Source organism: Neoroseomonas soli, from assembly GCF_018129065.1.
GTDB lineage: Bacteria > Pseudomonadota > Alphaproteobacteria > Acetobacterales > Acetobacteraceae > Neoroseomonas > Neoroseomonas soli.
In genome coordinates, this window is record NZ_JAAEDM010000034.1 from 1 (window position 1) to 14,140 (window position 14,140).

Below are 14,140 nucleotides of genomic sequence, written 5' to 3' on the forward strand. Positions count from 1 at the left end.
CGCGCATCGCCCGCGCCGCCGCGCCCACATGCACCGCCGCCACGCCGCAGGCCGCGAGGCCCCAGGTGGGATCCGTCGCGAAGCCGCGCACGCGCAGATAGGCGACCAGCAGCGTCAGCACCGGCACCGCCGCCGCCAGCCCGGCCCAGGCGAGGCCCCGCCCGGCCTCCATCGCCAGCCCCGCGGCCAGGTGCAGCAGGGCGAAAATGGCCGCGGCGGCGAGGAAGCGGGTCAGCGCCTCCGGCACCCAGGCGCCGGGGATGATCGCCTGGACGGCGCCTTCGATGGTCACGCGCTCGCCGGTCGGGGTCCAGGCCGGCACCGCCCAGACGAGCAGCAGGAACAGCCCCAGCCCTGCGGCAAGCCAAGGCAGGCGGTCCAGCCGCGCATCGCGCCACCCCGCCGCCAGCGCGACCGGCGAGAGCAGCAGCACGCCCGCCGCCGGCGCCAGGTCCGGCGCGGTGGCGGCGGCCGGCAGCAGCGCTATGCCGAGCATCACCGGCGGCACATGCGCCAACCACCGGCCGAGCGGCGTGCCCAGCGCCTCCCGCGGGAGGAGGAAGAGGAAGCAACCCGCCGCCAGCGGCACGAAAAGCGCGGGCGCCCAAAGGTCCAGCCCCTCCGCGGCCGCCGCGCCGACGACCGCCCAGAGCGCGCCCGCCACCGTTGCCGACCAGCCGAGCCAGCCCCAGGCGGTGGCGCGCACCACCAGCATCGCCGCCGCCGTCACCACCAGCAGATAGGCGAAGAGGCCGGGCAGGGAGGGATCCTCGGTCTGCACCAGGACCGGCGTCACGAAGGCGCCGGCCAGGCCCACCACCGCGACCAGCGGCCCGCGCCGCAACGAGAGCAGCAGGCCGAACCCTCCCGCCGCCGCCATGCCGACGAAGCCGACCAGCGGCGGCAGCAGGGCGTACATCGCCGTGGCGGCATAGGCTGCGCCGAAGAGGCAGGCGACGCCGCCGGCGGCGAGCGCAGGCGGTGCGTAGTCCGGCAGCCTGCCCCCCGCGCCCTCTGGCGCCGGGCGCCGGGCGAGCCATTCCCCCGCGGCCACCAGCGCGAAGCCGAGAAGCGCGGCCAGCACGCAGCGGATGCCCGGGCCGAGCCAGCCCTCCTCGACGGCGAAGCGGATGAGGAAGACCCCAGCCAGCAGCAGCGCCCCGGCGCCGAGCCAGACGCCCCAGCGCTGGGTGAGGAGTTCCTCGATGTTACGCTCGGGCTGCGGGCCGGCAGGGCGGGCCCAGGGCGGGAGGGTGGCTGGCTGTTCCGGCACGCCCGCCACAGCTTCGGGCGGGATCGCGGCGCCGGGCGCCGGCTGCGGGGCTTCTTCGGGAAGCGGCTGCCGGACAGCCGCAGGCGTCGTCGCCTCGGGGGCGGGCGCCGTCCCGGGCTGCAACGGCATGGCAGCAGGCGCGGCTTCGGGCGCGCGGAAGCCGGCGGCGATCAGCGCCCCGGCCATGCCGCCGACCTCGGCGCGCAGGGCCGCCACCTGGGCGCGCAGCGCTTCCAGGTCGCGGCGTGCCGCGCCGGCACGGGCGAAGCCGGCAATGCCGAAGATCCAGCCGCCCAGAAAGAACAACACGACGAGGAGAAACAGGCCTTCCATGCGCGGAACGCTCGGCCCCGCGACCATGCCGCGTCAAGGGATCCACCGCACGCGCCCTGAAGTCCTGCAGCCCGCCGCGCTTGCGCCCCCGCCGCCCATCCCCTAGAAGCCGCCTGCGCCGGCACCCCTGGAGGCCGGCGCTTGTCGTTGCGCGTGCCGATCGCGGCCCGGAACGGCGACCAAACCAATGCAAGGAGCACGACCATGGTCCAGACGATCCGGATCGAGGCCGAGGCGCGCGAGCAGGCAGGTAAGGGGGCAGCCCGCGCAACCCGGCGTCAGGGGCTTGTCCCCGCTGTCATCTACGGCGCGAAGCAGGACGCGACGCTTGTCGCCCTCGACCCCCGCGACGTGATGAAGGAACTGCAGAAGGGCAGCTGGCAGTCGCACCTGTTCGAGATCGCCGTGAAGGATGGCGCCGCCCAGCGCTGCCTGATGCGCGACGTGCAGTTCCACCCGGTGACGGACCGCCCGATCCACGTGGACTTCCAGCGGCTCGCCCCGGGCGCCCGCATCCGCGTGAAGGTGCCGGTGCAGTTCCTCAATGAAGAAACCTGCCCGGGCATCAAGGCCGGCGGCGTGCTGAACGTCGTCCGCCGCGACATCGAGGTGCTGGCCGAGCCGGAGAACGTGCCGGCGGCCTTCCAGATCGACCTGGCCGAGGCGAACATCGGCGCCGGCCTGCGCTGGTCCGCGGTGAAGGACCAGCTCGGCGCGAAGCCGGTCATCGTCGGCCGCGACTTCATGGTCGCTTCCATCGCCGCCCCGACGGTGGTGGACGAGGCCGCCCCGGCCACCGCGCCGGGCCCCGTCGAGGCGACGAAGCAGAAGGCGCCCGCCGCCGCTGCCGCCGCCCCGGCGAAGAAGAAGAAGTAAGAGGCGGGGGAGGGTGAACCTCCCCCGCACCCCCTCCCTTCTTTGGTTTCTTGGCGCTGGCCTCGGCGGTCAGTATCCAGAAGCCAAAGAAGGTTGAGGGGGGTCCGGGGGGAGAAGTTCCCTTCTCCCCCTGGTGTTCCCATGGCGCTCCGCGACGACACCCCCCTGCTCTGGGTCGGCCTCGGCAATCCGGGGAGCGAGCACGCGCGCCAGCGCCACAACATCGGCTTCATGGCGATCGACGAGATCGCGCGCCGCCATCACTTCTCCCCCTGGCGCAAGCGCTTCAAGGGCGAGGCCTGCGAAGGCGTGATCGCCGGCCGCAAGGTCTGGGCGCTGAAACCCATGACCTACATGAACGCAAGCGGCGATTCCGTGCAGCAGGCCGCCTCCTTCCTCAAGCTTCCGGTGGAGGCGATCACCGCCTTCCATGATGAGCTCGACCTGGCACCCGGCAAGGTGCGGGTGAAGAAGGGCGGCGGCGTCGCCGGCCACAACGGCCTGCGCGACATGCGCCGCGCTTTCTCGAACGCGGAGTTCTGGCGCGTGCGCCTCGGCATCGGGCATCCCGGCCACAAGGATGCGGTGACGGGCCATGTGCTCGGCAATTTCGCGAAGCAGGACCAGGCGTGGCTGTCCCGGCTGCTGGACGCGGCGGCGGAGTGCGCGCCGCTGCTCGCGGAAGGAAAGCCCGAGGACTTCATGACCCGCATGGCACTGGCGACGCAGGAGGCGTGATGGAAGACGACCACCCGATGGAGGGCGCCTTCACCGGCCCCGGCCCGCAGGACATCGCCAACGGCACCGCCATCCTCGCCTCCGCCCTGACGCGGGAGGCGGAGAGCCTGGCGAACGCCGCGAACGGGCTGCGCGGCACCCTCGACCTATTCCTCATCGACGGCTTCTCGCCCGAGGCCGAAGACCGCCGCATCATGCGCGAAGGCACGCGGGAAGCCGCGGCGCTGGCCGGCGCGCTGCTGCTGGCGGCCCGGCACCTTCTGCGCTTCACCGGCGACGTGGTGCGCGCGGCGCATGAGACGGTGGGGCGGCTGCCGCGCGGATCGCTCTCGGTCGGCGAGGTCGTGGGGCACCTGCGCGCCGCGGCGCTGGCACCGGTGACGGACGACGGCGCGGCGCGCATCGCCGCGGCCACCATCGCGGAGACATTCGCCGAGGAATTCGAGGCGGCGTGGCGCAAGGCCGCGCCCCCGGTCGGCGGCACAGGGGACAATCATGGGCTTTAACTGCGGCATCGTCGGCCTGCCGAATGTCGGCAAATCCACGCTGTTCAACGCGCTGACGCAGACCGCCGCAGCGCAGGCGGCGAACTACCCCTTCTGCACCATCGAGCCGAATGTCGGCCGGGTGGCGGTGCCGGACAAGCGGCTCGACACCCTGACGACGATCGGCAAGAGCCAGAAGGAAGTGCCGACCAGCCTCGAATTCGTGGACATCGCCGGCCTGGTGCGCGGCGCGTCCAAGGGCGAGGGCCTCGGCAACCAGTTCCTCGCGAACATCCGGGAAGTGGACGCCATCGTCCACGTCCTGCGCTGCTTCGAGGACACCGACGTCACCCATGTGGAAGGCGACGTGGACCCGATCCGCGATGCGGAGACGGTCGAGACGGAGCTGATGCTCGCCGACCTCGACAGCCTGGACAAGCGGGCCCAGGGCCTGGTGAAGCGCGCGCGCGGCGGCGACAAGGAAGCCATCGCGCAGATGGCGCTGATCGAGCCGATCAAGGCCGCGCTCGAAGCCGGCAGGCCCGCGCGCACCGCGGTGCCGAAGGGCGAGGAAGCCGCGGCCTCCCGCCTCCAGCTGATGACGACGAAGCCGGTACTCTACGTCGCGAACGTGGACGAGGGCAGCGCCGCCACCGGCAATGCGCAGGCCGAGCGCGTCTTCGCCAAGGCGAAGGCCGAGGGCGCGCAGGCGGTGGTGGTCTCCGCCGCCATCGAGGCCGAGATCAGCCAGATGCCGGAAGGCGACCGGGCGGAGTTCCTGTCCTCCCTCGGGCTCGAGGATTCCGGCCTCGACCGCATCATCCGCGCCGGCTACGCGCTGCTCGGCCTGATCACCTACTTCACGGTGGGGCCGAAGGAGGCCCGCGCCTGGACCATCGTGCAGGGCACCAAGGCCCCGCAGGCCGCCGGCGTCATCCATGGCGACTTCGAGCGCGGCTTCATCGCAGCCGAGACCATTGCCTATGACGACTACGTGGCGCTCGGCGGCGAGCAGGGCGCCAAGGAAGCCGGCAAGATGCGCGTCGAGGGTAAGGAATACGTCGTCAAGGACGGCGACGTGATGCTGTTTCGCTTCAACGTCTGAACGCGACGCCGGATGCCTGGCTGAGCGGGCCGTTGCCCGATTGGAGAATGCGCCATCCGGCGCATTCTCGAGCGGTCTCTCAGCGCCCCGGCAGTTCCGTCCGCGCCACCCCCGTCACCGGATCGGGCGGCGGCAGCGCCGTGCCGCGCGGACCCAGGCCTTCGCGTTCCCGCGCCCGGTCGCCGCAGGCGGCCAGCGCCATCATCAGCAGCAGGACAGGGGCGAGGACTCGAAGGGCGGTGGGGCGCGTCATTCCCGCCGCTTAGCACGGGCCGCCACCCGCGCTAAACCGCCCTCGCGAGCAGAACCGGAGAGGCCCCATGTCAGAGACCATCACCCCCATGATCGGCTTCATCGGCGGATCGGGCGTCTATGACCTCGATGGGCTCGAGGACCGGACATGGGTGAAGGTCCGCACGCCCTGGGGCGATCCCTCGGACGAGATCCTCACTGGCACTCTCTCCGGTGTGCGCGTCGCCTTCCTGCCGCGTCACGGCCGCGGGCACCCCACGCCGCCCTCGGCGCTCAACTACCGCGCCAATATCGATGCCATGAAGCGGATCGGCTGCACGGAGCTGATCTCGCTTTCGGCCGTCGGATCTCTGAAGGAGGAGCTTCCGCCGGGCCATTTCGTGATCGTGGACCAGTTCATCGACCGCACCTTCGCCCGCGAGAAGTCCTTCTTCGGCACCGGCTGCGTCGCGCATGTCTCGGTCGCGCACCCGGTCTGCCCGCGGCTCGGTGATGCGCTGGAGGACGCGGCGAGGCGGATCGCCCTGCCCGTCACCCGCGGCGGCACCTACCTGGTGATGGAAGGCCCGCAATTCTCCACGAAGGCGGAAAGCCTGCTCTACCGCCAGTGGGGCTGCGACGTGATCGGCATGACCAACATGCCGGAGGCGAAACTCGCCCGCGAGGCGGAGCTCTGCTACGCCACCATCGCGATGGTCACCGACTATGATTGCTGGCACCCGGACCACGCCCATGTGACGGTCGAGCAGGTGGGCAAGGTCCTGTTCGGCAATGCCGAAAAGGCCCGGGCGGTGGTGAAGACGGTGGTCCCGTTGCTGGGCGCGCGGCGCGATCCCTGCCCTGCCGGATGCGACCGGGCGCTGGACCACGCGCTGATCACCGCACCGGACAAGCGGGACCCGGACCTTATGGCGAAGCTCGACGTCGTGGCGCAGCGCGTGATCTGAAGGTCGAGGGCTCCCCCCTCGAGGGCCGGTCCCCAGAAGCCAAAGAAGGTTGGGGGGTTCGGGGGGAAGTTCCCTTCCCCCCGATCAACTGCCCGTTGCCACCACCAACCGCCCGACGAACAGCACCGGCCCCGTCGGCTGCCCCGCCGGCGACCCGCCCGGCGGTTCCAGCGTGATCTCGATCAGCATCCCCGGCTCCGGCCGCACGCCTTCGGGCGCCACCGTCAGCCTCCCTTCCCCGGCCGGGATCAGCCCGAGCGAGGTCGGTGCCGTCGCCCCCGGCGGCAAGGCCCAGATCTGCATCACGCGATCCGGCGGCAAAGGCCGCGGGTTCAAGGCGGCGAGGCGCAGCGCCCCGCGATCGGCCTCGACCAGCCAGGCAGGCTGGTCGCCTTGCGTGAGCAGCACGGTCGTCAGCCGCGGCTCGGGCTTCGGACTCAGCAGCAGCAATGCCGCCAGCGCCGCCGCCACGGCCGAGGCGCCGAGCGCCCAGATCCGCCAGATGCCCGACGGACGCGGCGCCGGCGCGGGCGCGGCGGCGGCCGGCGGATCGAGCGCCCCGGCAATGCGCTCCCACAGGCCCGGCGGCGGCGTCTCGGGCTGCGCGAATTCGGTCAGCGGGGCGAGCCGCGCCTCCCAGGCCAGAACCGCCTCGCGCAACGCATCGTCCGTGTCCATGGCGCGCTCGATGCCGCGGGCCTCGCTCGCGGTCAGCGTGCCAAGGACGTATTCGCCGGCCAGCGCCTCGCGTTCCGCGGGATCGGCCGGGATCATGCCAGGCCTCCCCGCAGCGCGATCAGCCCCCGCCGGATCCACGATCTCACCGTGCCGGGCGACGTGTCGAGGCGTTCGGCGATCTGCGGATGCGACAGGCCGTGGACGAAGGCCAGCACGATGCCCGCGCGGCTCCGCGGCTCGAGCCTGGCGAGGCAGTCCCTGAGGCTGCGCCCCTCGGCGGTCGCGATCATGCGCGCCTCGGCCTGAGCCGCCTCGGCCTCCTCGCCGAGCATCGGGTCGTCGGTCGGCATTTCCCGCCCACGGGCGCGCAGCATGTCGAGGGCGGCGTGGCGGACGATGGCGGCGAGCCAGGCCTCGGCATTGTCGCGCGCGGGGTCGAACTGGCCGGCGCGGCCGGCGATGCGCAGGAAGGCCTCCTGCAGCGCATCGGCGGCGACGTCCCGTTCGCGCAGGATGGCGTTGGCCACGCCGAAGAGGCGCGTGGACTGCCGCGCATAGACGATACGCAGCGCGGCACGGTCGCCGGCGGCGACGGCAGCGAGCAGGCCGGGCAGGTCGAGTACCGAGGTCGTATCCATGCCGAAGCCGCCATGTGGCACCACCGCGACCCGGACGCAACGACCCCATTGCGCCGCGCGCCGCGCGCACCGATCATCCCCGCCGACAGGACAGGAGGTTCAGGATGACGCGCTTCACCCTCACCCGGCGCGCGCTCGGCGCCACGGGGCTCGCCGTCCTCGCCAGGCCGGCCTTCGCGCAGGCGGCGCCGATCCGCATCGGCGAGCTGAACTCCTATTCCCGCATGGCGGCCTTCGCGGTGCCCTACCGCAACGCGATGCAACTCGCGCAGGATACGATCAACGCCGCCGGCGGCGTGATGGGCGGGCGGCGCATCGAGTTCGTCTTCCGCGACGACGGGTCGACGCCGGGCGACGCGGTGCGCGTGGCGGAGGAACTGCTGACGCGGGAGAACGTCGCCTTCCTCGCCGGCACCTTCCTCTCGAATGTCGGGCTCGCGGTCGCGGACTTCGCGAACCAGCGCAAGCGCCTGTTCCTGGCGACCGAACCGCTGACCGACGCGATCACCATGGCGCAGGGCAACCGCTACACCTGGCGCGTGCGGCCCAGCACCTTCATGCAGACGAAGATGCTGGTGGAGGCGATCCGCGGCCGCAGTGCGAAGCGCTGGGCGATCGTCGCGCCGAACTACGAGTACGGCCAGTCCGCGGCGGCGAACTTCAAGCGGCTGCTGCCCACCGCCATCCCGGGCGCGGAGATCGTGGCGGAACAGTTCCCGGCCCTCGGCCGCGTGGATGCGGGGGCGACCGTCGGCGCGCTCGGCCAGTCGCGGCCGGACGGCATCTTCAACGTGCTGTTCGGCCCGGACCTCACGGCCTTCGTGCGGGAAGGCAACACGCGCGGGCTGTTCGAGCGCCGCACCGTCGTCTCCCTACTGACGGGCGAGCCGGAATACATGATCCCCCTCGGCGAGGAGACGCCGGAGGGCTGGATCGTCACCGGCTACCCCTGGGACCAGGTGGAGAGCCCGCCGGCGCACAAGGCCTTCGTCGACGCCTACCGCGCGCGCGTCAACGACACGCCTCGCCTCGGCTCCGTGCTCGGCTATGTCACCGTGCAGATCATCGCCACCCTGCTGAACAAGGCGAACTCGCTGGACAACGAGGCGCTGGTGGACGCGCTGGCCGACCTGCGCACCGACACGATCGTCGGGCCTGTCACGATGCGCGGCATCGACCACCAGGGCACGCTCGGGGCCTGGGTGGGGGAGACGACGCTGCGCGGCCGCCAGGGCACGATGAAGAACTTCCGCTACGCGGATGGGGCCGACTACATGTTCCCCGAGGAGGAGGTCCGCGCCGCGCGTCGGTCGGCCTGACGCTTCGTGGAGTGGGACTTCCTGCTGGTCCAGGCCCTGTCGGGCCTGGCCAGCGCATCATCGCTGTTCGTGATGGCCTCGGGCCTGACCATCGTCTTCGGCGTCACGCGCATCGTGAACTTCGCGCATGGGTCCTTCTACATGCTGGGGGCCTATGTCGCGGTCACGATCGTGCCGTGGCTGCTCGAGTTCGACCGCTCGCCCTGGCTGTTCTTCGCTGGCGTGCTGGCGTCCGCGCTCGCGGTGGGTGCGCTCGGCGTGGTCATGGAGGTCATGCTGCTGCGGCGCATCTACCGCGTGCCGGAGCTGTTCCAGTTGCTCGCGACCTTCGGCGTGGTGCTGATCGTGCAGGACCTGGTGCTGCTGGCCTGGGGACCGGTGGACATCCCGGGGCCCCGCGCACCGGGGCTGCGGCATGGTGTCTACATCTTCGACCAGCGCTTCCCGGCCTATGAACTGTTCCTGATCTTCGTCGGGCCGGCGGTGCTGGCGCTGCTCTGGCTGCTGATGCGCCATACGCGGTTCGGCGTGCTGATCCGGGCCGCCACGCAGGACCGCGAGATGGTGGGCGCGCTCGGCGTCAACCAGGCGATGCTCTTCACCGGCACGCTGTTCCTCGGCGCGGCGCTGGCGGGGCTGGGCGGCGCGCTGCAGATCCCGCGCATCTCCGCCAACCCGCAGATGGACCTGTCCGTCATCACCGACGCCTTCGTCGTCACGGTGATCGGCGGCATGGGCTCCGTGCCCGGCGCCTTCCTGGCGGCGCTGCTGATCGGGCAGTTGCAGGCCTTCGGCGTGCTGGTCTTCCCGAAGATCACGCTGGTGCTGGTCTTCCTGCTGATGGCGGCGGTGCTGGTGGTGAAGCCCTGGGGCCTGCTCGGCAAGCCGGAGACGGCAGCGGGCCGCACGGTGCTGCCGGAGGGCATCCTCGATCCGCGGCCGCTCGACCTTGCGGGCAAGGTGCTGGCGGCGCTGGCGCTCGCCGCGGTGCTGGCGCTGCCGCTGCTCGATGCCTATGCGGTGAAGGTGGGGACCGAGGTGCTGGTGCTGGCGCTCGCCGCCTTCTCGCTGAACTTCCTGGTCGGCAATGGCGGCATCGTTTCCTTCGGCCATGCGGCGTATTTCGGGCTTGGCGCCTATGGCGCGGGGCTGCTGGTCACGAAGGCCGGGCTACCGATGGAACCGGCGCTGGTCGCCGCGCCGGTCGCCGGCGGCGCCTTCGCGGCGCTGTTCGGCTTCTTCGTCGTGCGACTGTCCGGCATCTACCTGGCGATGCTGACGCTGGCCTTCGCGCAGATCGCCTATGCCGTGGTGTTCCAGTGGGTGGAGGTGACGGGTGGGGACAACGGCCTCGTCGGCGTCTGGCCGTCGCGCTGGGCGGCGTCGCGGGAGGTCTATCACTACCTGACGGCGGCGGTGACGGTGGCGGCGATCATCCTTCTCCGCCGCGTGATCCACGCGCCCTTCGGCGCGACGCTGCGCGCGGCACGGGATTCGGCGCCGCGCGCGGATGCGATCGGCGTGGACGTGCGCAGGCATCGCTGGCTCGGCTTCACGCTGGCGGGGGCGGCGGCGGGGCTGGCGGGCGGGCTCTATGCCTTCTCCAAGGGGTCCATCGACCCGACGCTGCTCGGCATTCCGCTCAGTGTCGATTTCCTGTCCATGATCCTGCTCGGCGGCATCCAGTCGGTGCTGGGGGCCGTTGCCGGCGCGACGGTCTTCCACGCGGTGAAGGACTTCTTCATGCCGCTGACCGACCACTGGCGGCTGTTCCTGGGCCTGTCGATCATCGCCATGGTGCTGGTCTTTCCGCGCGGGCTGGCGGGGGCATGGACCGAACTACAGCGCTTCTACGCCCGCGTGCATCGCCTGTTCACCGCGCTTCGGAAGTGGGCCGAGAGGCAGCCATGACATTGCTGGCGGTCGACAGGCTGACCAAACGCTTCGGCGGCGTGCTCGCCGCGAAGGATGTCTCCTTCGCCCTGAACGTCGGGGAGATGCTGGCGATCATCGGTCCCAACGGCGCAGGAAAGTCCACCACCTTCAACATGGTCGGCGGGCAGTTACGCCCCGATGGCGGGCGCGTGACGCTGGCGGGCCAGGACGTGACGGGCCTGCCACCGCGGCAGGTCTGCCGCCTCGGCGTCGGGCGGACCTTCCAGGTGGCGCAGACATTCCTTTCCTTCACCGTCCTCGGCAACGTGCAGATGGCGCTGATCGCGCATCACCGGCAGACGCGCCGCCTGCTGGCGAATGCCGCCGCGATGCACCGGGAGGCCGCGCTGGCGCTGCTCGACCGCGTCGGCATGGCAGCGCAGGCGGCGCGTCCCGTCGGCGAACTCGCCTATGGCGACGTGAAGCGGGTGGAACTGGCGATCGCGCTCGCCGCAGCCCCGCGCCTGCTGCTGATGGACGAGCCCACCGCCGGCATGGCGCCTGCCGAGCGCGCAGCCCTGATGGCGCTGGTCGCCGGCATCGCGCGCCAGGAAGGCATCGGCGTGCTCTTCACCGAGCACGACATGGACGCTGTCTTCGCCCATGCCGACCGCATCCTGGTGCTGGTGCGCGGCGAGATCATCGCCCGCGGCACGCCCGAGGAGGTCCGCGCCGACCCCGAGGTGCAGCGCGTCTATCTCGGCCATTCCGGCACCCGTGCCGCCGCCCGCGCACGGAGGGCCGCGGATGGCTGACCCCGTGCTTCAGGTCGCCGGCCTGCGCGCCGGCTACGGCCTGGCGGAGGTGCTGTTCGGCGTCGAACTGCACCTCTCGCGCGGCGAGGTCGCGGCGCTGATGGGCCGCAACGGCGCCGGCAAGTCCACCACGCTCAAGGCCATCATGGGGCTGCTGCCGCCGCGCGGCGGTTCCGTCCGCTTCGCCGGGGAGGAGATCGCTGGCTGGGCGCCCTTCCGCATCGCCCGGCGCGGCCTCGGCTACGTGCCGGAGGATCGGCGCGTCTTCACCGAGCTGACGGTCGCCGAAAACCTCGAGGTGGGCCGCCGCCCCGCCCCGCCCGGCCATCCCGCCTGGACACCCGAACGACTCTTCGAGGTCTTCCCCAACCTTGCCGAGATGCGCCATCGTCGCGCAGCCGCCATGTCCGGCGGGGAACAGCAAATGCTGACCATCGCGCGCACCCTGATGGGCAACCCCGAGGCCGTGCTGCTCGACGAGCCCTCGGAGGGCCTGGCCCCGGTCATCGTGGAACTGATGGCCGAGGCAGTGCTGCGCATGAAGCAGGAGGGCATCGCGGTGCTGGTCTCCGAGCAGAATCTCGACTTCGCCGCCGCCGTCGCCGACCGCGCGCTCATCCTCGAGAAGGGCACGGTGCGATGGCAGGGCAGCATCGCGGCGCTCGAGGCGGACGAGGATGTCCGCCGCGCCTACCTGACGGTGTGACGCGCATGGTCAGGCGCATCGCCGGCATCGACGTGGGCGGCACCTTCACCGACCTGGTGATGCAGGACGCCGACGGCACCATCCGCATCGCCAAGGTGCCGACGACCTCGGCGAACCAGGCGGGTGGCGTGCTCGACGCCATCGCCGCCGCCGGCACCACGCCCGCGGCGCTCGACCTGATCGTCCACGGCACCACGGCCACGACCAATGCGGTGCTCGAACGCAAGCTGGCGAAGGTGGGGCTGATCACCACGGCGGGCTTCCGGGACGTGCTGGAACTCGGCCGCCGCACCCGCCCGCGCGCCTACGGCATGACCGGCACCTTCGAGCCGCTGATCCCCCGCGAATGGCGCCGCGAAGTGCCCGAGCGCATGGATGCGCGCGGCCAGGTCCTGACGCCGCTCGACGAGGCGGCGGTGGTGCGCGAAGTGCATGCCCTGCTCGCCGCGGGCTGCGAGGCGCTGGTCGTCCACTTCCTGCACGCCTACGCCAACCCGGTACATGAACTGCGCGCCGGGGAAATCGCGCGCGCCATCTGGCCGAACGGCTACGTCACCCTCGGACACGCGCTGCTCTCGGAGTTCCGCGAGTATGAGCGTGGCACGACAGCGTCGGTGAATGCCGCGGTGCAGCCGGTGCTGGACCGCTACATCCGCCACCTGCAGGACCGGCTCGCCGATGCGGGGCACGCGCGCGACCTGCTGGTGATGAACGGCAATGGCGGCACGGTGCCGGCGCGCGCGGTGGCGGCCGAGGCGGCGAAGACCGTCATGTCCGGCCCGGCCTCCGGCGTGATGGCGGCGGCGGCGACGCTCACGCAGTCGGGCGTACGGAACGCCATCACCTGCGACATGGGCGGAACCTCGACCGACGTGGCGTTGATCGCCGGCGGCGTGCCGGAGGTTTCCGCGGAACTGTCCCTCGCCTACGGCCTGCCGATCCACCTCCCGATGGTGGATGTGCGAACTGTCGGCGCCGGCGGCGGGTCCATCGCCTGGATCGACCGCGGCGGCATGCTGCATGTCGGCCCGGAAAGCGCCGGCAGCATGCCGGGCCCGATCTGCTACGGGCGCGGCGGCACGCGGACGACGGTGACGGATGCGAACCTGCTGCTGGGTCGGCTCGATCCCGATGCGCTGCTGGCTACGGGACGCCGCGTTCCCGTGGAGGAAGTGCGCGCGGTCTTCGCGCGCGACGTCGGCGGCCCGCTCGGCATGACGCCCGAGCAGGCGGCAGAGGCGGTGATCCGTCTCGCCAACGTGCTGATGGCCGGCGCGATCCGCATGGTGTCGCTGTCACGCGGGCATGATCCGCGCGACTTCGCCCTCTTCGCCTTCGGCGGCGCCGGCCCGCTGCACGCCGTGGCGCTGGCGCGCGAGATCGGCATCCCCGAAGTCCTCGTCCCCTTCCGCCCCGGCCTGACCAATGCGCTCGGCTGCCTGGTCGCCGATCTGCGGCAGGATGTGGTGAACACGCTGAACCGCGGCCTGGACGACATCGAGGAGGCGGAGATCGCCGCCGTCCTCGCCGCGCAATCCGCGCGCGGCCGTGCCGGTGTCGAGGCCGGCGGCGCCGAGGTGGAACACATCGAGACCCGCCACGTCGCGGACATGCAGTTCCGCGGCCAGACCCATCTGATCCGCGTGCCGCTCGCCTCCGCCACGCCGACGCGCGCAGAGGTCCAGGCGGCCTTCGAGGAAGCCTATTTCGCCCGCTTCCAGCTGCGCCTGCCGGAGATCCGCGCCGTGCTGGTGAACCTGACGACGAGCGTCGTCGGCCGCCGCCGCAGCTTCGACCTGCGAGCCCTCGCCGCCGGCGCGGAGGGTGAGGCTCGCCTCGGCACGCGCCGCCTCTACGCCGGGGGCGCCTGGCACGAGGCGACCGTCTGGCGGCGCGAGGCGCTTCAGGAAGCCACGCGCATCGCAGGGCCGGCGGTGCTGCAACAGGCGGATGCGACGATCATCCTCGAACCGGGATCCGAGGCGGTGGTCGATGCGCTCGGCAATCTGCGGGTGCGCGTGTGAGAAGGGCGGAGAGAAGGTCGGGGGAGGAGAACCTCCCCCGAATCCCCCTCCCTTCCTTGGATACTTGTGCCCGGAC

General features: G+C 71.8%; 14 protein-coding genes. 10 read left to right on the top strand and 4 right to left on the bottom strand.

Annotated features, from left to right (window positions below; translation table 11 throughout):
* A partial coding sequence (locus GXW76_RS13405) for a DUF2339 domain-containing protein (RefSeq protein ID WP_211862588.1) occupies window positions 1-1,606 on the bottom strand: 1,606 nt, incomplete at its 3' end.
* A gap of 204 nt (window positions 1,607-1,810) precedes the next feature.
* On the opposite strand from GXW76_RS13405, the gene GXW76_RS13410 reads away from it, so the two are divergent.
* The 4 genes from GXW76_RS13410 (at window position 1,811) to ychF (ending at window position 4,810) form a co-directional block, all read left to right on the top strand.
* Window positions 1,811-2,482, top strand: coding sequence for a 50S ribosomal protein L25/general stress protein Ctc (locus GXW76_RS13410; RefSeq protein WP_211862589.1), 672 nt, complete (start codon window positions 1,811-1,813; stop codon window positions 2,480-2,482).
* A 141-nt stretch (window positions 2,483-2,623) separates the two neighbouring features.
* The gene (gene pth / locus GXW76_RS13415) at window positions 2,624-3,220 is read left to right on the top strand and encodes an aminoacyl-tRNA hydrolase (protein ID WP_211862590.1); all 597 of its coding nucleotides are present in this window, start codon (window positions 2,624-2,626) and stop codon (window positions 3,218-3,220) included.
* Window positions 3,220-3,726 (top strand): hypothetical protein, encoded by a 507-nt coding sequence (locus GXW76_RS13420; protein ID WP_211862591.1) that lies wholly within the window; start codon window positions 3,220-3,222, stop codon window positions 3,724-3,726. Before pth ends, GXW76_RS13420 begins: the two co-directional genes overlap by 1 nt.
* On the top strand, window positions 3,716-4,810 hold the full coding sequence (ychF, locus tag GXW76_RS13425) for a redox-regulated ATPase YchF (RefSeq protein ID WP_211862592.1): 1,095 nt from the start codon (window positions 3,716-3,718) through the stop codon (window positions 4,808-4,810). The genes GXW76_RS13420 and ychF overlap by 11 nt, the downstream gene beginning before the upstream one ends.
* 79 nt (window positions 4,811-4,889) lie before the next feature.
* On the opposite strand, the gene GXW76_RS13430 is transcribed toward ychF, so the two are convergent.
* On the bottom strand, window positions 4,890-5,063 hold the full coding sequence (locus GXW76_RS13430; protein WP_211862593.1) for a hypothetical protein: 174 nt from the start codon (window positions 5,061-5,063) through the stop codon (window positions 4,890-4,892).
* Window positions 5,064-5,130: 67 nt separating this feature from the next.
* Here GXW76_RS13430 and GXW76_RS13435 point away from each other — a divergent pair, with 67 nt between their 5' ends.
* Window positions 5,131-6,009 (top strand): S-methyl-5'-thioadenosine phosphorylase, encoded by an 879-nt coding sequence (locus tag GXW76_RS13435; RefSeq protein WP_211862594.1) that lies wholly within the window; start codon window positions 5,131-5,133, stop codon window positions 6,007-6,009.
* Between the two features lie 84 nt (window positions 6,010-6,093).
* Here GXW76_RS13435 and GXW76_RS13440 read toward each other — a convergent pair whose 3' ends face one another.
* Together GXW76_RS13440 and GXW76_RS13445 are read right to left on the bottom strand one after the other, a co-directional pair.
* Window positions 6,094-6,783 carry an anti-sigma factor gene (locus tag GXW76_RS13440; protein WP_211862595.1) on the bottom strand — a complete coding sequence of 230 codons (690 nt, stop codon included), beginning with the start codon at window positions 6,781-6,783 and terminating at the stop codon, window positions 6,094-6,096.
* Window positions 6,780-7,325, bottom strand: coding sequence for a sigma-70 family RNA polymerase sigma factor (locus GXW76_RS13445; RefSeq protein ID WP_211862596.1), 546 nt, complete (start codon window positions 7,323-7,325; stop codon window positions 6,780-6,782). Before GXW76_RS13445 ends, GXW76_RS13440 begins: the two co-directional genes overlap by 4 nt.
* 104 nt (window positions 7,326-7,429) lie before the next feature.
* Between GXW76_RS13445 and GXW76_RS13450 the strand changes: the two genes are divergently transcribed.
* The 5 genes from GXW76_RS13450 to GXW76_RS13470 are packed head-to-tail and all read left to right on the top strand — an operon-like array spanning window position 7,430 to window position 14,064.
* Entirely contained in the window at window positions 7,430-8,644 is a 1,215-nt protein-coding gene (locus GXW76_RS13450; protein ID WP_211862597.1) for an ABC transporter substrate-binding protein, read from the top strand.
* Between the two features lie 6 nt (window positions 8,645-8,650).
* The gene (locus GXW76_RS13455; RefSeq protein WP_338150957.1) at window positions 8,651-10,555 is read left to right on the top strand and encodes an ABC transporter permease; all 1,905 of its coding nucleotides are present in this window, start codon (window positions 8,651-8,653) and stop codon (window positions 10,553-10,555) included.
* Entirely contained in the window at window positions 10,552-11,334 is a 783-nt protein-coding gene (locus GXW76_RS13460) for an ABC transporter ATP-binding protein (protein WP_211862598.1), read from the top strand. The genes GXW76_RS13455 and GXW76_RS13460 overlap by 4 nt, the downstream gene beginning before the upstream one ends.
* Window positions 11,327-12,040, top strand: coding sequence for an ABC transporter ATP-binding protein (locus GXW76_RS13465; RefSeq protein ID WP_211862599.1), 714 nt, complete (start codon window positions 11,327-11,329; stop codon window positions 12,038-12,040). The genes GXW76_RS13460 and GXW76_RS13465 overlap by 8 nt, the downstream gene beginning before the upstream one ends.
* 5 nt (window positions 12,041-12,045) lie before the next feature.
* Window positions 12,046-14,064 carry a hydantoinase/oxoprolinase family protein gene (locus tag GXW76_RS13470; RefSeq protein ID WP_211862600.1) on the top strand — a complete coding sequence of 673 codons (2,019 nt, stop codon included), beginning with the start codon at window positions 12,046-12,048 and terminating at the stop codon, window positions 14,062-14,064.
* The last annotated feature ends 76 nt before the right edge of the window (window positions 14,065-14,140 follow it).